The following is a 21,032-nucleotide window of genomic DNA, read 5'->3' on the forward strand; positions in this document are numbered from 1 at the left end:
TTGCGGTGCATGGCACCGCAGTTCTATCATCGCCGCTCATCGACACGAGAACCGCCATGCTGATCCCCTACGACCAACTGGAACCTGACACCCTCACTCGCCTGATCGAGGATTTCGTCACCCGTGAGGGCACCGATAATGGCGATGAAACACCGCTGCAAACCCGGGTACTGCGCGTGCGTCATGCGTTGACCAAGGGCCAGGCGGTGATCTTTTTCGACCTGGAGAGCCAGCAGTGTCAGCTGATGCTCAAGCACGATGTACCCAAGGAGTTTTTTGAATAACGCCTACGGTGCCTTAGTCGGGTTTTCGACAGGCCGAGTCAGGTCATCTGCCCATAAGATCGCTTGCTGACAACGCCGCTCACTGAAGCGGCGTCGTTGCCTGTTGCGAAAGCGTCCTGGCAATGCGCTTGTAGACCTCGGCGCGGTGCACCTTGACGTCTTTCGGGGCATTGATCCCGAGCCTGACCTGATTGCCGTTGATCCCCAGAATCTGCACGGTGATGTCATCACCGATTGAAAACGTTTCGCCAATTTCCCGCATCAGTACCAGCATTTTTCCCACCCTTGCGTTGCGCAAAAGAGGCAGGGTGCATGGCGAAACGTGGCGCTTCAATGCGCTGATGGCAAATCAGTAACGTCCTGCGACAGCACCGGAAAAGACTGAAGGAAACGTCTTACTTTCCGGCCAAATCCGTGGGAAATTTCGTTCGCGGCGGTGGTTACTCAGGAGGCAGCCCAACGTGGCCCCAGCAGAATGATGGTCGCACCGAGAACGCAGAACGCCAGACCCAGCCAGTCCGTGCCCAGCGGCCTGACCCGCTCGACCAGCCCCAACCAGGCGATCGACGCAATAATGTAGATCCCGCCATACGCCGCATAGGCACGCCCCGCGTAAGCCGCCTCCACACGTGTCAGCAACAGTGCAAACAGCGTCAGGCTGACCAGCGCAGGGATCACCCACAGCGCGCTCTTGCCCTGGCGCAGCCATAGCCAGAAGGCATAGCAGCCGAATATCTCGAACAGGGCGGCGAGGAAGAACCACAGATAATTGAGCATGAAAGGTTCTCAGGACAGGGCTGAAAGATGCGCGCAACCCTACCAGAAAACCGTGCGGTCATGACCTTGATAACCTTGAACAGGCAACGCCGTACCCCCAAGAGGACGCGGAGCGTCCGGAAAGGCATGCGACGCGGAGCGTCGCACGATAGTTGCGGTGATCGTTCCTCACGCTCCAGCGTGGGAATGCAGATCGCGACGCTCTGCGTCGCAAGAGGACGCGGAGCGTCCGGGCTAGTCAGGCATGCCCTTTTTGCGCCTTGGCGCGCATCTTGGCGCACATGACGGTCATTTCGTCATACATCGCCTGTGGCTGTTTGCGCTTCAGGTCCCAGGCCATACGGCCCTCTTCGTGGGGCAGGATCATGAATTCGCCTTCGCCCACCTGCCTGAAGATGTAGTCGGCGATATCTGCGGCGGTGATCGGCGACTTCTCCAGCAACCTGCCGATCTGCGCCTTCATCGCGGGCGTAGGGCCACGGAAGGAATCCAGCAGGTTGGTTTGAAAGAACGATGGGCAGACCACATGAACACCAACGTCCTGGTCATGCAGTTCTACCAGCAGGCTCTCGGAAAGCGCGACGACCCCGGCCTTGGCGACGTTGTAATTGCTCATCGCCGGGGCCTGCATCAGCGCTGCCATCGAGGCGATGTTGATGATCCGGCCCTTGCTGGCCAGCAGCATTGGCAGGAACGCCTTGCAGCCTTTGACCACGCCCATCAGATTGATCGCGATCTGCCAGTCCCAGTCCTCCAGCGACAATTCGTTGAAGAAGCCACCGGACGCGACACCCGCGTTGTTGACGATGATGTCGATACCGCCAAATCGCTGTTCGCACGCCTGGGCAAACGCGGTGAGCTGGCTGTAGTCGCGAACGTCGCAACGCTGCACAAAACCGTCACCACCCACCTCGCGTACCAGCGCAAGGGTCTCCTGCAGGCCTGCATCGTTGACGTCCGACAGTGCCAGCCGCCACCCTTCGCGCGCCCAGCGCAGTGCAATTTCACGGCCCAGACCTGAGCCGGCGCCAGTAATCATGATGCGGTTTTGCATAGCCGAGAGCCTTGTGATGTGCAGGAGTTGCCTGAGTGTAATCACAGTGGAAGCGCCACAACCCCACCATCAAGACGCTGAATGCCTGGTGCAAACCGCAGCCCTATGAACGCCTCGCTCGTGTCACATACCGCACCAGCAACAGGCCATACACCGACACATTGAGCAGCACGACAATGCCGCCCAGCCAAAGCTGTATGCCCGGCGTAAGCCCGGCCGGGTAAATCAGCGGGATCAGATAATGCTCCACGAAGCCCCCGGTGTAGCCCTGCCCTCCAGCGTTGCTGCGCAGGGTGTTTTCCAGCGGTGTCAGCGGGCAATACAGGTGCAGAAACTCGACCGCTGTCCCCCAGGCCGCAGCAGGAACGTGCAGCAGTGCCAGCCAGGGCCTTCTCAATACCAGCAGTCCGCCGAACAGGACGAACACAATGAACAGTAGATGAAACACGACCACGGCATCCGCCGCCACTCGATAAATCATCACGGTGTCCTCTTGTGGGCCATGCCTCAGGTAGAAAGTTCACGCCGCGCGGAGACCTTCCAAGGTGTTTAGTTCAATTATTTTCAAGACTGAATCAAACGCATCAGTTCAAAAAAAGACCGAGTTATTGTCAGACAAAAATGCGACAAACCCCTGATTTTCAATGACTTTCAAATATGTAATAAATTATTAAAAATAGATCGAACCTTTCTCCGACGCCCAGAGTCCGATGAGTCAAGCAGGCAACTTCATACCGTCCGGCATGACGTTTCAACTGCATCTGTTAATTAACACTAATGTAAAGAGGGAACTCACCATGGGCATCGGCACTATTCTTATCATCGTTCTGATTCTGCTGCTAGTTGGCGGTTTGCCAGTATTCCCGCACTCTCGCAGCTGGGGCTACGGTCCGTCGGGCATCATCGGTACGATCCTGGTGATCCTGCTGATTCTGGTGTTGCTCGGCAAGATATGACCTGCTGCTCCACGCAGCAGCGCATGTAGCCAATAAAAACCCCGCTTTTTCAAGCGGGGTTTTTTATCGGCCATGAAAAAGCAGCCCGAAGGCTGCTTCGTTCACAACAACCTGAACTTAGTGCGAAACCGCACCACTGGCACCCAGCCCCGTCTGCGAGCGGACGAATTGCGGGAAGAACAGCGCGCGCTCGCCCTCTGCCGCTTTCGACTTGTCGGTGATGGAGAAGAACCAGATACCTACGAAGGCGATGGCGATGGAGAACAGCGCCGGGTATTCGTAAGGGAAAATGGCTTTCTCGTGATGCAGGATCTGCACCCAGATGGTCGGACCCAGCACCATCAGCACCACTGCGCTGATCAGGCCCATCCAGCCGCCGATCATGGCGCCACGGGTGGTCAGGTTTTTCCAGTACATGGAAAGCAACAGGATCGGGAAGTTGCAGCTTGCCGCGACCGAGAACGCCAGGCCCACCATGAAGGCGATGTTCTGGCTTTCAAAGGCAATACCCAGAAAGATCGCCACGACCGCCAAAGCGATGGTGGTAATTTTCGAGATACGGATCTCGTCCTTCTCGTTGGCTTTGCCTGCCTTGATGACGCTGGCATACAGGTCGTGGGAAACCGCCGAAGCACCCGCCAGAGTCAGACCGGCAACCACTGCCAGAATGGTGGCGAAGGCTACTGCCGAGATGAAGCCCAGGAACAGACTGCCACCGACCGCGTCGGCCAGGTGAACCGCTGCCATGTTGTTACCGCCCAGCAAGGCGCCCGCTGCATCCTTGAACGCCGGATTGGTGCTGACCAGCAGGATCGCGCCGAAACCGATGATGAAGGTCAGGATGTAGAAGTAGCCGATAAAGCCGGTTGCGTAGAGCACTGACTTGCGGGCTTCCTTGGCATCGCTCACGGTGAAGAAGCGCATCAGGATGTGTGGCAGGCCTGCGGTACCGAACATCAGGGCCAGACCCAGCGAGAACGCCGAGATCGGGTCTTTCACCAGCCCGCCAGGGCTCATGATCGCCTCACCTTTGGGGTGAACCTTGATCGCTTCGGAGAACAGCATGTTGAAGTCGAAGTTGACGTGCTTCATGACCATCAGTGCCATGAACGACGCACCGGACAGCAACATCACCGCCTTGATGATCTGCACCCAGGTCGTGGCGAGCATGCCGCCGAACAGCACATAGAGGCACATCAGGATACCGACCAACACCACCGCAACGGCGTAGTCCAGACCGAACAGCAGCTGGATCAGCTTGCCGGCACCGACCATTTGCGCAATCAGGTAAAACGCCACCACCACCAGCGAGCCGCAGGCAGACAGGGTACGAATTTCCTTTTGCTTGAGGCGGTACGAGGCCACGTCGGCAAAGGTGTATTTACCCAGGTTACGCAAGCGTTCGGCGATCAGGAACAGGATGATCGGCCAGCCCACCAGGAAGCCGATCGAGTAGATCAGGCCATCGTAGCCGGAAGTGTAGACCAGTGCGGAAATCCCCAGAAAGGAGGCGGCCGACATGTAGTCACCGGCAATCGCCAGCCCGTTCTGGAAACCGGTGATCTTGCCACCTGCCGAGTAATAGTCCGACGCGGTCTTGTTCTTTTTCGACGCCCAGTAGGTGATGTACAGCGTGAAGGCTACGAAGACCACGAACATGACGATCGCGGCGACGTTCAGGGGTTGCTTCTGCACTGCACCCGTCAACGCGTCTGCCGCCCAGAGGGTCGGCGCGAAGGCGGCAAGGCCAAGTGCTGCTGATAGGCGCCGGATCATTGCTGAGCCTCCTTCAGGATCGCGTTATTCAGGTCATCGAATTCACCGTTGGCACGGCGAACATAGATGGCGGTCAATATAAACGCGGAAAGGATCAGCCCTACGCCTATCGGCATTCCCCAGGTAATGGTCGAAGTGGGACTCAGTTTGGCGCCCAGAATATGGGGTCCGTAAGCAATCAAAAGAATAAAGGCCGCATACAGGCCAAGCATGATCGCCGAGAGAATCCAGGCGAACCGCTCTCTTTTGGATACCAGCTCCTTGAAACGCGGGCTGTTTTGAATCGAGAGGTAAATGCTGTCGTTCATTGTTTTTGTCCTCGCAGCACAGATGAGATGTCACGTAATGCACTTTAGTCGGGTCCGGCGCGCACTCCAGACGACCTTAGTATTAGAACGACATTAGCTGCAGATAGCTCTTCTCGCACGGCCTGGACCCGCCGGCAGTCGGTCGCACCGAAAACACTCCGGGGCAGGAAAACAAAAGGCCGTCTGGCGATAACACCAGACGGCCTCGAGAACGGCTGTTCAGACACTTTGAGACTATTTGGCAGTCCATGCAGCAACACGGTCCGGGTGCTTGGCTACCCAGTCCTTGGCTGCAGCTTCAGGTTTGGCACCGTCCTGAATGGCCAGCATCACCTCACCGATTTCATCCTTGGATGCCCACTGGAATTTTTTCAGGAAGGCCACGACCTCAGGGGCTTTTTTCTCCAGCCCAAGGCTGCCAACGTTGTCTACGGTTTCAGCCTCACCGTAGACACCTTTCGGGTCGTCGAGGAAACGCAGCTTCCATTTGGCGAACATCCAGTGCGGCACCCAGCCGGTGACGACGATGGATTTCTTCGCCTTCTCGGCGCGGGTCAGCTCGGCAATCATGCCTGCGCCGGAGCTCGCCTGCAGTTTATAGCCGTCCAGACCATAGTCCTTGATAGCCTGATCGGTCTTGAGCATCACGCCCGAGCCCGCATCGATCCCGGTGATCTTCTTGTTGAAGGAAGCATCGGTCTTCAGGTCTTCGATGGTTTTGGCCTTCACGTATTCAGGCACGATCAGGCCAATCTTGGCGTCCTTGAAGTTGGGGCCATAGTTGACGACCTGGTCCTTGTACTTGGCGTAGTACTCGCCATGCGTGCCTGGAAGCCACGCAGACAGCATCAGGTCGAGCTTGTCGGTGGCCACCGCCTGCCACATGATCCCTGCAGCGACAGACTGCAACTTGACGTCATAACCAAGCTTTTGCTTGATCACTTCGGAGGCCACGAAGGTGGTGGCGACACTGTCGGACCAGCCTTCCACATAGCCGATGGTCAAGGTCTTGGTTTCAGCAACCGCCAGCGTGGAGCTGACCGCAAGTACCAGAGCGGCACCCGCCCCCAGTATTTTTCGCATCATCATTGTCGCTTCCCCGGAAGTCTGCACCGACGGGTGTCGGGGCATGGTTAACGTTGTTCTCCAGACCGCCCCGCGCCCGACCTTGGGGCACGCGGCGCCTTGCACGTTTTTATCGCTGCCGCGCGCAATCAAACGCACTACAACGCCACACTGATCATCGACCTGCCGGCCAGGCGGGCATGCTCTGTCTGCGACACCGGGGCAATGGGAAACGACAACATCGAGCCATCAACGACAACGCACAGCGAAAAACGCCTCGATCCAGCCATCAACGGCAGGAGACGCACCGTTGTGTCCAATGGCGAGCGCCGAACCCCATACCATCGTCGTATAGACGACAGAGACTTGCGGCGCACCATTCCGGCTCATACTGCGAAGGAAACACGATGTGTTACCGCAGGTTTACGATCACCAACGTGAACGGGTAACACGGAAACATTTTTTCCGGCTCTATGACTAACTGACAACCATCAGAATTCATAAATAACTGATTTAAAAGGAATTTCAAAAACTGGCACGGGTCCTGCTATATCTCTGGTACAACAAAAACAAGAAATGATGCAGCAAACCAATAAAAATAAGACGTAACGGCTCTGACACAACAAGAACAAAACGGACAGAGGCGCAGCTAACAGATTTTTTTGGAGTGGACCAGCTTTACAGGGACCTTTCAATGGAAGGCCCCGCGACCGGACCGAGAACAATAAAACTACCGTCAGGTAGCTCCAGAACCGGTGGGATCAACCCGTTGTGCAGACAGGTGATTAAAGCGAATCAGCGCTCAAAAAAATACGTTTGCTCTTGACCCCGGATGGGGGTCGCACAACAACGCTGTAAAGGGACTGGCCGCCAACAACAATAACAGGCCGCCCTATAACAATAAAAAGAGCACGTGAACCACATTGGAGGAGAGCTACGGCTCTCCTTTGTGCTTTCCGCAAGCCGGAAAATTCGCCGCCAGGCCAGGGCCTGCCTACCGTTCCCAGCCCGTGTAAACGTCGCGCCGGGGCAGCAAATACACTAGCCATGCAAAAATAAACCGCATATCTGCATTGCAAAATCCAAAGAACGTGTATTGTTCCGTCATATTTACAGGGTTAACCGGTGGATGGGGCACTTTGGCACTACACCTTGGTCATAGCCTGCGTATCTCATCAGCACTTCTTTCCCAAGGGATTTAGTCATGCTCCGTTTTCTGCGCCTCGCCACCGTTATAGGTGGCTTGTGTTTAAGTGCGTCCGCTCTGGCAACCAATGTCGACTCCGCCACCTATGGCTACCCGCTGACTAATCCGTTTGAAGCGACCATTGCGACCACACCGCCCGATCTGCGCCCCGACCTGCCTGACGATGAAGATATCGATCAGGATGTCTACACCCTGAACCTGCATCCCGAGCGCGAGTTCACCCTGCCCGACAACTTCTGGGCAGTGAAAAAGTTGCACTATCGCCTGGCCAAACAGGACCACGCTGCCCCGCTGATCTTCCTGATCGCCGGCACCGGCGCGCCGTATAACAGCACCATCAATGAATTCCTGAAAAAGCTCTATTACGGCGCGGGCTACCACGTCGTGCAGCTGTCTTCGCCCACCAGCTATGACTTCATGAGCTCGGCCTCGCGCTTTGCGACTCCCGGCGTCTCCACCGACGACGCAGAAGACATTTATCGCGTCATGCAGGCCATTCGGGCTCAGCAGGCGCAACTGCCGGTAACCGACTATTACCTGACCGGTTACAGCCTCGGCGCACTGAATGCTGCATTCGTCAGCAAGCTGGACGAAACCCGTCGCAGCTTCAACTTCAAGAAAGTCCTGCTGCTCAACCCGCCGGTCAATCTCTACACCTCGATCAGCAACCTCGACAAACTGGTGCAAACCAACGTCAAGGGCATCAACAACACCACTACGTTCTATGAACTGGTACTGGCCAAGCTGACTCGCTACTTCCGCCAGAAGGGCTACATCGACCTCAACGATGCACTGCTGTTCGACTTCCAGCAGTCCAAGCAGCACCTGACCAATGAACAGATGGCGATGCTGATCGGTACCTCGTTCCGCTTCTCGTCGGCGGATATCGCGTTCACCTCCGACCTGATCAACCGTCGCGGTCTGATCACGCCACCGAAATTCCCGATCACCGAAGGAACCAGTCTGACGCCATTCCTCAAGCGTGCCCTGCAGTGCGACTTCGATTGCTACCTGACCGAACAGGTCATCCCGATGTGGCGCGCACGCACCGACGGCGGTAGCCTTCTGCAACTGGTCGACCAGGTCAGCCTCTACGCCCTCAAGGATTACCTGCACAGCAACACCAAGATTGCCGTCATGCACAACGCCGACGACGTGATTCTGGGCTCGGGTGACCTCGGCTTCCTGCGCAAGACCTTTGGCGATCGCCTGACCGTTTACCCGTACGGCGGGCATTGCGGCAACCTTAATTACCGCGTCAACACCGACGCCATGCTGGAGTTTTTCCGTGGCTAAACGTCTTTTACTTCTTGCCGCTCTGCTCTGTGCCGGCACAGTCCAGGCCGCTGACGCGGATACCAGCAACAAGGCTCAGCACCCGGCCACTGTGGCCCGTCAGACCGATGCTGACGGTTTCACCCAGCCGCTGAAGTCGCTGCAATTCAACCCGGGGCTGGATCAGCGTGAGTTCGAGCGCGCCTCCATCAACGCACTGGAAGTCTATGATCCGCTGGAATCCTGGAACCGCCGGGTTTACCACTTCAACTACCGTTTCGATGAATGGGTATTCCTGCCGGTCGTGGACGGCTACCGCTACATCACCCCTGGCTTCGTGCGCAGCGGTGTGAGCAACTTTTTCAGCAACCTGGGCGATGTCTCCAACCTGCTGAACAGCCTGCTGCAGTTCAAGGGCGAGCGCTCGCTGGACACCACTGGCCGTCTGCTGCTCAACACCACCATCGGCATCGCCGGTCTGTGGGACCCGGCGACCATGATGGGCCTGCCGCGTCAGAGCGAAGACTTCGGCCAGACGCTGGGCTTCTACGGTGTGCCTGCAGGGCCTTATCTGGTGTTGCCATTGTTCGGTCCATCGAACCTGCGTGACACTGGTGGCATGCTGTTCGACTACACGGCTGAAAACCAGATCAACTTCCTGAACGTGGCCGAAGTCAGCAACGACCATCCGGAAATCACCGTGTTGCGCGCCATTGATCGCCGTTACGTCACCAGCTTCCGTTACGGCCAGCTCAACTCGCCGTTCGAGTATGAAAAAGTGCGTTACGTCTACACCGAGTCGCGCAAACTGCAAATCGCCGAATAAGCGTAACGCAGCAAAACGACGGCCAGCCTGAGTGATCGGACTGGTCGTTTTTTTATGGGCACTTTTACCTGCCCGGTCACTCACATGCCTCAGGCGCAAACGCCTGTGTCATTAACAGACAAAAAAGGAATTTCCATGCGTTCTTTCGGTTTCAAGGCAATGGCTGTGTGTGTCGCACTGGCAGCATGTCAAAGCATGGTCAGCGTTCAGGCTGCCACCAAGCCGCAGGCTGCTGCGCCCACCGCTGCTGCGGTGCAAAACGCTTCACTGCTGGGCGGAAAACTGACCTTCACCATTCCTGCGGGCTACGTACAGGGCGAGATGCCCGAGATTGACGCAAAAGCCAAGGCCCAGGGTGTGACGGGGTCGCTGTACACCAATGCGGCTGAAAAGCGCGTGTTGATCGTTACCGAAACGCCGATGCCAATGGGCGTGCAGGCCAGCGATAACGACGGTGTAGTACTTGATGGACTGGTCACCGGCATCCTTGCCCAGCAGAGTACCGGCTACAAGGACTTCAAAAAACTGGGTGACAAGAAGATCGTCAAGAAGAACGGTCTTGGTGTGCGCCAGCTGGACACCTCAGCGACCATGAGCGACGCCCAGGTGCTGAGCACATCGATCGTCGCAGCATCGGGTACCCGCGCAGCGGTGCTGAACGTGGTCTCCAATGCAAAGAATCCGAAAGAGCATGCTGCGCTGGTGAAGACTGTCATCGGCCAGTGATCTGCGCGGACCGGTCAGCCGGTCCGATACGACTCAGTCCACCCGCAACGCCTCTGACAACCGCTCGACCAGCACCTGCACCTTGGGCAGGGACTCGCGGTTACGCGGCCAGGCCAGGTGCAAGGCCAGGCCATCGGTGGCCAGTTGCGGGAGGATCTCCACCAATTCGCCGCGCTGCAGCTGCTCCCTGATCAACCAGGTTGCCAGCTGGGCAATTCCCCATGCCGACGTCACCGCTGCCACCTGGGCCTCTGCGTTGCCGATAACCAGTCGTGCTTCTACAGCGCGTGCCTCCCGCTGCCCCTGCTCATCGACAAACAGCCAGGGGCTGGTACTGCCATCGCCACGGCCAAACAGAATGCAGGCATGACTGGCCAGGTCCTCGAACGTATGCGGGGTGCCGTGACGCTGCAGATACGCCGGTGCAGCGCAGAAGATCACCCGCTCGGTGCCCAGATACCGGTGCGCGACGCCTGCGGGCCAGACCCGTGGACCACCGATACGCACGGCCAGGTCGATGCCCTCTTCAAGGATATCGACGAAACGGTCGGTGAAGGTTATTCGCGGGCGCAACTTGTGATGCTGCCCGGTGAAGGCAAGAATCAACGGCAGCGCATGCAAACGGCCGAAGGTCGCAGGCAGATCGATGCGCAATTGTCCGGCGGGCTCTGTGCGTTGAGCCGCCAGCGCAGTTTCAGCAGCCTCCAGGTCGGCAAGCATCCGCACGCACACGGTGTGATAGGCCGCGCCCTCCTCCGTCAGCGCCAGACTGCGAGTAGTCCGCTCGAACAGGCGCATGCCGAGACGGCTTTCCAGGCGCGCCACACTTTTACTGACCGCAGAATTGGTCAGGTTCAAGCGTTCAGCGGCTGCGGTAAAGCTTCCCGCGTTGGCAACGGCAACGAACGTTTCGATACCTTTGAGGCGGTCAGTCGACAGCACATGAAACCTCGATTAGTGAAATTCAATCCATAATGCAGGGAAAATTTACCAAAGATAGGAATTCTTTTCTGCAATAAGCTGGCGGACTTATTTTTTACGGGGTCTGTACCATGCCTTCTCTGGAAACCACTGCTGCCAGCACCCGCAGCGAAAGCTCGACCGGTGCCGGTTTGTCCATCGCGATTCTGGCCCTGGCCGGCTTCGTGATCGTCACCACAGAATTTCTCATTATCGGTCTGCTGCCTTCAATGGCCCGCGATCTGGGAATTTCCATATCAACTGCCGGTTTGCTGGTGACGCTGTTCGCCTTCACGGTGATGCTCTTTGGCCCACCGCTGACGGCCATGCTCTCGCACCTGGACCGCAAGCGCACGTTCATCGTCATTCTGCTGATCTTCGCCGCCTCCAACGCACTGGCGGCGGTGTCGAGCAACATCTGGGTGCTGGCGCTGGCGCGGTTCATTCCGGCATTGGCCTTGCCGGTGTTCTGGGGCACGGCCAGTGAAACGGCAAGTCTGCTGGCCGGACCCAAGCGCGCCGGCAAGGCCGTTGCGCAGGTGTACCTCGGCATCTCGGCTGCCATGCTGTTCGGTATTCCGCTGGGTACAGTATTTGCCGATGCCGTGGGCTGGCGCGGCGCATTCTGGGCGCTGACGCTGCTATCAGCGTTGATGGCACTGTTGCTGGCACTGTCGATGCCCCGTATCGAACCTACTGCAAAGGTCGGCCTCGCCGAGCAGGCAAAAATTCTCCGGGATCCGTTTTTCCTCTTCAACCTGCTGCTGTCCATCCTGCTGTTCACGGCCATGTTCGGTGCCTATACCTACCTGGCTGACACGCTGGAACGCATCGCAGGCATCGAATCGGCTCAAGTGGGATGGTGGTTGATGGGCTTCGGCGCGGTCGGCCTGATCGGTAATGCACTGGGGGGACGTTATGTGGACCGCAGCCCCCTCGGCTCGACCATGGCCTTTGCGCTGCTGCTCGCACTGGGCATGACCGCAAGCGTACCCGCCGCAGGCTCCATGCCGCTGCTGGCCGTGGTACTGGTGATTTGGGGCATCGCGCATACGGCGCTGTTTCCAATCTGCCAGATCAGGGTGATGAAAGCTGCGCCTCAGGCCCAGGCACTGGCAGGGACCCTGAATGTCTCGGCCGCCAATGCCGGCATCGGCCTGGGCTCGATCATCGGAGGCCTTACCATCGAGCATCTGGGCCTGGGTGCCGTAGGGTATGTCGCCGCTGTTGTTGCGCTGCTGTCCATTGCCGTCGCATGGGTGACCAGCATTCAGAAAAACAAGGCACCGTTATAACCGCCTGACTGTCGCTTTATTGAACTCGCCGGGCAGTGTGTCTGCAAACACCCAGACACCCTGCCCCGGTTATTTAACGTGTGTTGAATTATATATCGTCATATTTTTGAACAGGCTTTAGCACTGTTTCTGTCATTTAATTGACTTTTAAACAGTGATCTTTCCTCACCATGTAGCTATTTGACACCTCCAGGCAAAATACACTTCCCTTGACACTAGCGAACGCTCAAACTCCAGCCTTTCGGTCAGGTGGTGGCGGTTTCTGACCGATTCAAAAGTAATGTCCGGTAAGCACCTATGAGCACCTATCACCGCAAAGGGATGGCATTCGCCAAGCGGATCTACGCCCCGAGATCACTCGGTGTAAGCGTTGGTTTTGTGACGGTTGCTGTGTCTTTATATTACGTGAATGCTGCACACTGGCTGTGGTTGTTGGCGCTGTTCAACGCTCTGGTATGGCCGCACGTTGCCTACCAGATTGCAAGAAAGTCGCGCGAGCCCTATGAAGCCGAATGGCGCAATTTGCTTTTCGATTCGCTGTTGGGCGGTTTCTGGGTGGGTGCGATGGGTTTCAGTGCGGTTCCCGGGGTCACCGTCCTTGCCATGATGGCCATGCATAACATGGCCGCCGCAGGGCCACGCCTGATGCTCCAGGGCTTGTGCGCACAGGCACTGGGCGTGCTGATTTCACTGGCCGCGCTCAACCCTGTGGTCAATCTGCACGGCAACATGGCGCAGATCTATGCCTGTCTTCCTGTACTGGTGATCTACCCCATTTTCATTGGCTGGCTGAGCCATCAGGTCACCCTCAAGCTGTGGGAACACCGCAACATCCTGCGCAAGGTAAGCCGCACAGACAGCCTCACAGGCCTGCTCAATCATGGCGCATGGAAGGACCTGCTTGACCTGAAGTACGCCAGTAACCAAGGCGCGTATCAGGAGTGCGTCATCGCGCTGATCGATATCGATCACTTCAAGGTCATCAACGACACTTATGGCCACCTGATGGGCGACACGGTGCTGCAGAGTATCAGCGAAGCACTGATAGAAAACCTGCGCGACTCCGACTTGATCGGGCGTTGTGGCGGCGATGAATTCTGCGTCATTCTGCCCGATACCAGCTTGTTTCAGGCAAAGGAAATCCTTGAGCGCCTGCGCCTGGCGATAGATGAAATGACCTATACCCTGCATTGCGATCTCAAGGTCAGCCTCAGTATCGGCATTGCCGCCTACTCCCCTGAAATGCAGGATGCCTCCTCGTGGCTGCATGAAGCAGACAAAGCCCTGTATCTGGCTAAAAGCACCGGTCGCAACCGCGTAGTCAGCCCTCAGGATGCGCCGTCAGACCACCAGTCGCTTGGCGCACAGGCCTGATCCGTCAACGCTTTTGCTTGAACAGCATGTCGAACAGGGATGAGAAACTCTTGACCCCCATCGCCTTGAAGAACGCCTCGCGCATATCGGCACGCAGGCTTTCCAGAGTTATTTCCTTGGGTTTGGTGGATTTTTTTACGGCGGCCGTTTCTCGAGAGTCGCCTTCGCCAGGCGTGTATTTTTCCTTGGACAGCGTCCTTACGTAGTCACTCTTCTGGCTTTTGTAAGTAGTGAAATCTGTCCCCAGTTGCTCGTCCCTTTCCCCTGCCGTTGAAAACCTGTTGATGACTTTTTCCATGAAATCAAAATTATTGTGACCTATGGACCCGTAGTCCTTGTCAGTGATGAAGCGAACAAACCCCTGACCCAGCCGCGTTGTTTTTAACCCATCGCTTTCGGTAATACGCTTGGCGGTGGCCGCGTGCGACTCGGTAAAACTGTAGAACACCTTGTGGCCTTCCATATCATATGTTTTGCCCTGGTTCTGGCGGCCCCATATTCTTCCATCATCTTTCTCTCTGTACGAGGCCAGTCCAAAAGCCAGATCATCAACATAGCCTAGATCAGCTCCCTGAGCGCTCGCCCACTCGTAAACATCACCCAGCAGCCTGCGATCATCCCGGGTTAAAAAAACGCCTCGGGCATGGACATTCCACATTCGGCTTTTCCCAGCATGGGCGCAGAACCAGCAGAGTCCGCGCCCCCAAATACCCTGTGTTTCAGGAGGGCCTGGCCGCTGATGGTCACCGCAGAGTCTGGAGAGGTTGATCGGAGGGGGGAATTGGCAATTGAGGGCATGTTTTTTGCCGCTCTTTTATCGTCAAGTTGTTGCGCGGCTATCAGTGCATCTGCTCCGGAACTTATGACTCGCATGACTTGGCTCCTGCCCCGAAAGATCCCTGGCGGTTATCGCCAGGGATTAACAATCAATACGTTAAATGAAAGGTGACTGTTTCTGGCCCGGCAGGCTTGCTTTGCCAAGGTCCACTTTCAGCGCTGTGCCTAATCATGACGTCGGAGGCATAGCTAAAACCAAGACTGTTGAACCTCTCAGTACTGCCAGGCACGCCTGGCGTTATAGAGATACAATCAGAATCATGTACACCGCCTCTCCTAAAACAAAGATTTGCGCGTTCGTTCACGCTTTCCGGAAAAGTAGTCGCGGTCCAGGAAATCTTTTGCAACCGAGAGTTATTCGCCGCGCCGCGGGGGTAATCAGCCAATCTCAATTGGTGTCGGGAAAACGCACTGTGACCAGGCCCATTGATAAACGTCGGTGTTCGGGTAGTCGTAACAGAATAATCGCCCGCTTGGCTGGCAGCCGACACTAACAACACAAGCAAAGGTGCTATTTTTTTCATAGGTGTACTCCAATATTTATAAATCAAATTCATCGGCCGTGCGAAAGCCGCAGGCTTGAAAGCATCGGCACGAACCGTTATTTTTTATCATTCACCGAGCGCGCTAACACGCACTCTGATTAAACATGTTTTTTTAGAAAAGACCTGAACCGCTTGTAAAACCTCATCAACCGACTGGTATAAATACCCACGTCCGAGACCTGATTAGCCACACGCTTGATCGATGGAAAGTTCAAATGAGGACAGGTTATCCAACAGCCACTCAGGCGTATGCCTCTCAAGCAATGTGCCGATGGGCTGCTGCTTTATCAGCGCGCCATAGAGAGCTTCTTCATGATCGAGGTACGCTTGCTGAACAGCGCGATAGTTGAGCGGATAGATGCTCTTCTCGATGGGCAACAGCCGGTCGAAGTGTTCGAGCAGACCATGAAAGACGATTCGCCGTTCGACGGTATTGCGCGTGGTAGCAATGAGTTTGACGAAGTACTCACTGTCCTGAGCCCGCAGCGCTTCGCTGGCGGCATAACGCTCGACCAGCGTGTGCGGCGATGGCTCATCGAATACGATGCAGCACAGGTCTTCGCGCACCAGGCCCTTGAACGGGTTCTCGGCTTCTGACCGACGGCCGTGCAGGCCCAGTGCTAATTGTACGGCGCGCTCGGCCAGCCATTGACGCTTACGGCCCTCAAGTCGGGTAACCTCTTCGAGTAACGGTGCCTGACGCCCCTGCGAACGAAGCTGCCGACAGAGTTTGGCAAACAGGCCAACAGGGCCGGAAAGCTTTACCTGTTGCTCGGCAAGTTGCGTCACCGAAAGCGCGGACTGCCGGGTTGTCAGATGCTGGAAGTCCGTTGTCATATTAAAATCAGGCCGCTGCGGATCCAGCCGCAACGCCGTGTCGGCACCTGACTCGCCCCGAACAAAACAAACAGTCATGAGTGGCTCCTTTTTTATTGTTTACAGTTCGTCGTGCGAGCAGGTTTCGGATATTCCTTTCTGCAGACAGCCGGGAAACAGTGGCTGACAGCAGTCACAGAGCAGCACGGTATTATTGATTGCACCGCAAAACATCAGCAGTGCTCATTGCATTAACACGTTACAGGTTGCGACAAGACACATTATGTATGTGCTGGCTCGCTACGCAATCCGACAGATGTAGGGGGTCGGGCAGTGTTCCCCGGAAGCAATAGAGATACGCACCTGGCCATGAGCTCGGCACGCGTCCTTACCTGATTCTTTCTTAGCAGCGAAGATACGTGATCGCGAACGGTGTAGTCACTGATACTGAGCTGCCTGGCAATTTCCTTGTTCGTAAATCCCTGCAACAACAGGCCAAGAACCTCCTGCTCTCTCATTGTCACCCACATGATACTTCCCCTTGCCATCATTTTGCCTAATAGGCAAATTTGTAGGATGTTTCTTACATTCGTCTTCCATGACCCAAACAGTCAATCGGCACAGAAATCATTTTATTTAGTCTTGTTTTGCATAAACACGAGATACACCTTCAAAGTCCTGCAATACAGCCGAAAGCTGTAAGAAAAATCTTTAATAATAAAATATTGAGGAAAGCTCCTACATGAAACGCGGAATAATTACGCCTACCAATTTATCGACACTGCGAATGATCCACCTGAAGAAACATCTCCCACAGGCACGAGCCAAGAGCACATTAGATAAATAACGTAAACAGTATAGAGAGGCGCAAGATAGACTTGAGGAAACGGAATTACAATCACTTGTTACAATTGAAAGCGTCGGGTGCCAGGAACTTTGCGCTCATATTTGAACGGCTACTCACCCCACAGCAGAGGTGAGCAGCGGATGTCGCCGGTCTCTGCGAGAACGGCATTCGCCGTGTCAACCGGCCTGGTGTTATTTGGCTTTACCGCTTGCCAGGTCATCCACCACCACGCCCCGGCGCAGACCGAATACCGCAGCGGTCATCAGGCCCGTGGCACCCATGATCAGGCTATACAGCACGCATACCCAGATATTCCAGGGCATCAGGGCAATCAGCATCAATGGCGTGGTGCTGGCCCAGAAGGCGTAGGCGATGTTGTAAGTGAACGAGATGCCTGACACCCGGATGTTCGCCGGGAAAAGTCCGACCATCACCGACGGCACCACACCGACAATCCCGCACGCCAGCCCGGCAATCGCGTAGGCGATGCCCAGTGGCATCCAGTGCTCGATGAGGCTGGTGTAAAGCACGCCAATGCCCATCGGCATCAGCAGGCTGTAGAACATGATGCCGCGCCAGGCGCCGATGCGGTCGACCAGCATGCCTGCCAACACACAGCCTATATTGAGAAACACGATGCCGACGGCGCTCAGGGCAAAGGTATCGCTGGCGCTGATACCGAAGCGCTGCTGCATGACGGTCGGGGTGATCACCACCAGTACCACCACTGCGGAGGTCAGCACAAAGGTCAGCAGCGCAGCAGGCAGCAAGGATTTGCGGTGCTCACGCAGGACCTGGCCAAGTGGCAGCGTCGTCAGATGTTCACGCTGGGCATGCATCGCAATGAATACCGGGGTTTCGTTCAACCAGCGGCGCAACCAGACGCCCACCACGCCGAATACGCCACCGAGCAGGAACGGAATACGCCATGCCCAGTCGAGGATTTCGCCAGGGCTGAAGACCCGTGCCAGCCATGTCGCGGTCAGTGCACCCAGCAGGTACCCGAACGTTAGGCCGGCTTGCAGTACACCCAGTGCATAGCCGCGGTGCCCCTTGGGCGCGTGTTCTGCCACGAATACCCAGGCGCTTGGCACTTCGCCGCCCACAGCGGCCCCTTGCAGGATGCGCAGCGCCAGCAGCACCAGCGGCGCCCAGTAACCGATCTGTGCGTAGGTGGGCATGATGCCGATCAGCAGACAAGGCAGGGCCATCATCAGAATGCTCAGGCTGAACACGCGCTTGCGGCCCAGCCGGTCGGCGAAGTGCGCCATGAGAATCCCGCCCAGCGGGCGCGCCAGATAGCCGGTCACGAAGATCCCGAAGCTTTGCAGCAGACGCAGCCACTCGGGCATGTCGGGTGGGAAAAACAGCTGGCTGAGGGTCAGTGCAAAGAATACGAAAATGATGAAGTCGTAGATTTCCAGCGCCCCACCCAGCGCCGCAAGACTCAGGGTCTTGTAGTCGCCTTTGGTAAAAGGTTGCGGAGTGGATTGAACGATGGCCGTCATGACGCCCCCGAAACATGGCTGAAAAAAGCGCCTGGCGCTCACAGGGCGCGAAGAATAGCAAAGCTTGCGGGCGCACTGATACGAAGCTGAGGCCTGTAGCGGGAACGATGATCGCAACTATCGTGCGACGCTCTGCGTCGCATGCCGTGCCGGACGCTCCGCATCCTCTTGACGACGCAGAGCGTCGAGAACTGCATTCCCACGCTGGAGCGTGAGGAACGAGAATCCCGACGATCGTGCCAACGCTCCGTGCAGTTGAGCCCGTCCACTAAAAGTTGACGGTGGCCGACAATCTCGCCGTTCTGGGTGCGCCCATGAACAGGTAGTCGTCACCCAGATACTCCCCGGCATCACGCCAGTAGCGTTTGTCGAAGAGGTTGTCGACGGTCAGGCGCAGGACCGTGTCGTAGCCGCTGATTCGGGTGCTGTAACGGCTGCCGATATTGAACAGTGTGTAGTCATTGACCTGCACGGAGCCTTCACGGTCAGCGTACTTGCTGGCGCTGTACTGCATCCCGCCGAGTAAGGCGAGCCCGGGCACCGGCAGGCTGTAGTCAGCTTGCAGGGTGCCACGGTATCTGGGCACATTGAGGGCCTGATGATCGTCATAGGCCTCGGTGCCGCTGTCTTCAACGCGCGCCCGGATGGCCGCCGCACTGGCGGATATCTGCAGGCGGTCGGTCACCCAGCCACTCGCCCCCAGTTCAAGCCCGGTGTTTTTCTGCTCGCCTTGCTGCACATAGGTAAACGTGCCGTCATCGTTGGGCCTGGAGTACTGATACGCCTGGCGGGCCTGAAACACTGCGGCGGTCAGGCTCATGCGCTGCCAGTCATACTTGATACCGGCTTCCAGCTGTCGGGATACGGTCGGCGCAAGAAATTCACTGGCATTGGTGGTGAACCACGCCGCTGTCCCGCCCAGCGACAGGCCCTTGCTGTAGCTGGTGTAGAGCGAAACGTTGTCCACCGGCTTGTAGATCAGCGCCGCCTGAGGCAGAAACACATAGCGCTCGGTGTGTCGCGCATCGCTGCCGTCCTCGTTGAACGCCTGTTCATCGAGCCGCACCCCGCGTCCGCCCAGCACGGTTTGCCAGTGCTCGTTGAAACTGATCCGGTCGGTGGCAAACAGCCCGTACTGGCGGCTGTCCAGACGACGCTCGGTGTGCGCAAGCGCCAGAGTCGAGGGGGCCACTTGCTCGGGCGCCTCATTGATATTGCCCGAGCCGACGAATTCGTTGAAGGTCTCGCGCGTATCGACCGTTCGGCGGTAGGCACTGCTGCCGAAGGTCAGTTCGTGCCCCAGCGATCCGCTAGTGAATGTGCCGGAAATGGCCGCTTCGACTTCATCGTTGCGACGCGTGTCGTCCGGGCTGCGGAAATCATAGATGTCATAACCACCCTCGGCACTGAAGTGGTTGGGCACCGCTTGCCCTGCGCAACTGGCCGAGCCGTAGCAACCCCACGCAAAGGCACTGTAGTCATCGATGACCACACGACTGCGTGAAGCGCTGAGACTGCCCTTCCAGCTGTCATTGAATCGATATTCGAAACGTCCGTTCATGTTCAGCGAGTCGATACCAACCGGATTGGACCAGTTCTGGTAGCCCAGCAGTTTACGTGGCGAGGCATCGTGAGGCAGCGCAGTACCGCCCAGAAGCTGATAACCGGGCACCGAGCGCTGCTCTTTGGTCTGGTACTCGACGTCGAGTTGCAGCAGCGCGCGCTCGCTGATGTTCCAGTCGAACGCCAGCGAGGCGAAATCGCGCTGGCCATCGGCGTGTTCGACATACGAGCGAATGTCTTCGTGGGCAAGGTTGGCGCGCAGGCCAAACTGTTGCTCGCTGCCGAACCAGCCACCGACGTCGGTGGCGATGTAACGTTCACCGTGCTCGTTGGTCGAGACCGTGACCGACCGGACGTCCTGCGCCCGCTTGGTCTGATAGTTGATGACGCCACCGGGCTCGGCCACACCGCTCTGCAGGCCGGAGAGCCCTTTGAGCAACTCGACCTGCTGCTTGTTCTCCAGCGCTACGTTCTGCTCACCGGCAATGCTGCGGCCGTTGATGCGATAACTGTTGGCGGCGTTCAACGAAAACCCGCGCACCACAAAGTTTTCGTAATAGCCCACTGGTGCATAGCCGTCGCCGACCGACGCATCGTTGCGCAGCACTTCGCTCAGCAGCTTTGCCTGACGGTCCTCGATCAGCGCAGCGCTGAACACCGACACCGAGGCCGGCGTGTCCAGCAGAGAGGCCCGATCCAAGCCGAAGATCGACGCCCGCTCTGCTTTATAGTCGCCGGCGCTTTCCGGCTCGCTGAACCCAGTGACATTGACCGCATCCAGGCTGACCACTTCTGCGGCCAGCAACGGCGAGGCAACCGCCATACCCAACGGTAACAATCGCCAGGCGTGGCGCATGGCAGGTCGGTAAGGCGTTCTCATCGAGCAGACTCCGAAAGGACAGATGCCTGGACAGACGCGACGCACCTTCCGGCAGGGGGCCAACCTTTTACGTTCACTGCCGGTTTTTTTCAACCTTTACGTGACGCTCTGCCTGTAAACGAAGTGCAGGGGAAAACTTTACTTGCGAATCGG

20 protein-coding genes are annotated in these 21,032 nt (G+C 57.1%); 7 read left to right on the forward strand and 13 right to left on the reverse strand.

The window, feature by feature from the left end; genetic code table 11:
- Positions 1–56: 56 nt before the first annotated feature.
- Positions 57–284, forward strand: coding sequence for a YheU family protein (locus ACW55A_RS07075; RefSeq protein WP_003314533.1), 228 nt, complete (start codon positions 57–59; stop codon positions 282–284).
- A gap of 79 nt (positions 285–363) precedes the next feature.
- Here ACW55A_RS07075 and csrA read toward each other — a convergent pair whose 3' ends face one another.
- The 4 genes from csrA to ACW55A_RS07095 all read right to left on the reverse strand — a co-directional run bounded on the left by csrA (position 364) and on the right by ACW55A_RS07095 (position 2,596).
- Entirely contained in the window at positions 364–558 is a 195-nt protein-coding gene (csrA, locus tag ACW55A_RS07080; RefSeq protein WP_003363316.1) for a carbon storage regulator CsrA, read from the reverse strand.
- Between the two features lie 170 nt (positions 559–728).
- Positions 729–1,061 carry a YnfA family protein gene (locus ACW55A_RS07085; protein ID WP_058416713.1) on the reverse strand — a complete coding sequence of 111 codons (333 nt, stop codon included), beginning with the start codon at positions 1,059–1,061 and terminating at the stop codon, positions 729–731.
- A gap of 238 nt (positions 1,062–1,299) precedes the next feature.
- Positions 1,300–2,115, reverse strand: a complete 816-nt coding sequence (locus tag ACW55A_RS07090; RefSeq protein ID WP_455809507.1) for an SDR family oxidoreductase — start codon at positions 2,113–2,115, stop codon at positions 1,300–1,302.
- Positions 2,116–2,218: 103 nt separating this feature from the next.
- Complete coding sequence (locus tag ACW55A_RS07095; protein WP_003363321.1) at positions 2,219–2,596, reverse strand: DUF2784 domain-containing protein; 378 nt, start codon at positions 2,594–2,596, stop codon at positions 2,219–2,221.
- Between the two features lie 316 nt (positions 2,597–2,912).
- Between ACW55A_RS07095 and ACW55A_RS07100 the strand changes: the two genes are divergently transcribed.
- Complete coding sequence (locus ACW55A_RS07100) at positions 2,913–3,071, forward strand: DUF3309 family protein (RefSeq protein WP_002552554.1); 159 nt, start codon at positions 2,913–2,915, stop codon at positions 3,069–3,071.
- A gap of 117 nt (positions 3,072–3,188) precedes the next feature.
- Here the strand turns inward: ACW55A_RS07100 and ACW55A_RS07105 are convergent, their stop codons facing one another.
- From ACW55A_RS07105 to ACW55A_RS07115, 3 genes are all read right to left on the reverse strand, one after another.
- On the reverse strand, positions 3,189–4,847 hold the full coding sequence (locus tag ACW55A_RS07105; protein ID WP_003363323.1) for a cation acetate symporter: 1,659 nt from the start codon (positions 4,845–4,847) through the stop codon (positions 3,189–3,191).
- Positions 4,844–5,155 carry a DUF485 domain-containing protein gene (locus ACW55A_RS07110; RefSeq protein WP_003314526.1) on the reverse strand — a complete coding sequence of 104 codons (312 nt, stop codon included), beginning with the start codon at positions 5,153–5,155 and terminating at the stop codon, positions 4,844–4,846. Before ACW55A_RS07110 ends, ACW55A_RS07105 begins: the two co-directional genes overlap by 4 nt.
- Positions 5,156–5,389: 234 nt before the next feature.
- Positions 5,390–6,244: a glycine betaine ABC transporter substrate-binding protein gene (locus tag ACW55A_RS07115; protein WP_003434310.1), complete on the reverse strand. Its 855-nt coding sequence runs from the start codon at positions 6,242–6,244 to the stop codon at positions 5,390–5,392.
- Between the two features lie 1,180 nt (positions 6,245–7,424).
- On the opposite strand from ACW55A_RS07115, the gene ACW55A_RS07120 reads away from it, so the two are divergent.
- The 3 genes from ACW55A_RS07120 (at position 7,425) to ACW55A_RS07130 (ending at position 10,254) form a co-directional block, all read left to right on the forward strand.
- Positions 7,425–8,723 carry a hypothetical protein gene (locus tag ACW55A_RS07120; protein WP_003363327.1) on the forward strand — a complete coding sequence of 433 codons (1,299 nt, stop codon included), beginning with the start codon at positions 7,425–7,427 and terminating at the stop codon, positions 8,721–8,723.
- On the forward strand, positions 8,716–9,528 hold the full coding sequence (locus ACW55A_RS07125) for an MlaA family lipoprotein (RefSeq protein ID WP_003363329.1): 813 nt from the start codon (positions 8,716–8,718) through the stop codon (positions 9,526–9,528). Before ACW55A_RS07120 ends, ACW55A_RS07125 begins: the two co-directional genes overlap by 8 nt.
- A gap of 135 nt (positions 9,529–9,663) precedes the next feature.
- Positions 9,664–10,254 carry a DcrB/PsbP domain-containing protein gene (locus ACW55A_RS07130; RefSeq protein WP_003434309.1) on the forward strand — a complete coding sequence of 197 codons (591 nt, stop codon included), beginning with the start codon at positions 9,664–9,666 and terminating at the stop codon, positions 10,252–10,254.
- A gap of 33 nt (positions 10,255–10,287) precedes the next feature.
- On the opposite strand, the gene ACW55A_RS07135 is transcribed toward ACW55A_RS07130, so the two are convergent.
- The gene (locus ACW55A_RS07135) at positions 10,288–11,196 is read right to left on the reverse strand and encodes a LysR family transcriptional regulator (protein WP_003434308.1); all 909 of its coding nucleotides are present in this window, start codon (positions 11,194–11,196) and stop codon (positions 10,288–10,290) included.
- 110 nt (positions 11,197–11,306) lie between these two features.
- On the opposite strand from ACW55A_RS07135, the gene ACW55A_RS07140 reads away from it, so the two are divergent.
- Positions 11,307–12,509, forward strand: coding sequence for an MFS transporter (locus ACW55A_RS07140; RefSeq protein ID WP_455809508.1), 1,203 nt, complete (start codon positions 11,307–11,309; stop codon positions 12,507–12,509).
- Positions 12,510–12,806: 297 nt separating this feature from the next.
- The gene (locus ACW55A_RS07145; RefSeq protein ID WP_044309779.1) at positions 12,807–13,883 is read left to right on the forward strand and encodes a diguanylate cyclase; all 1,077 of its coding nucleotides are present in this window, start codon (positions 12,807–12,809) and stop codon (positions 13,881–13,883) included.
- A gap of 4 nt (positions 13,884–13,887) precedes the next feature.
- Here ACW55A_RS07145 and ACW55A_RS07150 read toward each other — a convergent pair whose 3' ends face one another.
- The 5 genes from ACW55A_RS07150 to ACW55A_RS07170 form a co-directional block, all read right to left on the reverse strand.
- Positions 13,888–14,541 carry a hypothetical protein gene (locus ACW55A_RS07150; protein WP_498810950.1) on the reverse strand — a complete coding sequence of 218 codons (654 nt, stop codon included), beginning with the start codon at positions 14,539–14,541 and terminating at the stop codon, positions 13,888–13,890.
- 907 nt (positions 14,542–15,448) lie between these two features.
- Positions 15,449–16,180, reverse strand: a complete 732-nt coding sequence (locus tag ACW55A_RS07155; protein ID WP_455809509.1) for a hypothetical protein — start codon at positions 16,178–16,180, stop codon at positions 15,449–15,451.
- Between the two features lie 182 nt (positions 16,181–16,362).
- Positions 16,363–16,632 (reverse strand): helix-turn-helix domain-containing protein, encoded by a 270-nt coding sequence (locus tag ACW55A_RS07160; RefSeq protein ID WP_455809511.1) that lies wholly within the window; start codon positions 16,630–16,632, stop codon positions 16,363–16,365.
- 487 nt (positions 16,633–17,119) lie between these two features.
- The gene (locus ACW55A_RS07165; protein ID WP_240880167.1) at positions 17,120–18,436 is read right to left on the reverse strand and encodes an MFS transporter; all 1,317 of its coding nucleotides are present in this window, start codon (positions 18,434–18,436) and stop codon (positions 17,120–17,122) included.
- Positions 18,437–18,704: 268 nt separating this feature from the next.
- Positions 18,705–20,879, reverse strand: a complete 2,175-nt coding sequence (locus tag ACW55A_RS07170) for a TonB-dependent siderophore receptor (RefSeq protein ID WP_498810949.1) — start codon at positions 20,877–20,879, stop codon at positions 18,705–18,707.
- Positions 20,880–21,032: the final 153 nt, after the last annotated feature.

The sequence above is a fragment of the Plantibacter cousiniae (nom. nud.) genome (assembly GCF_977070315.1).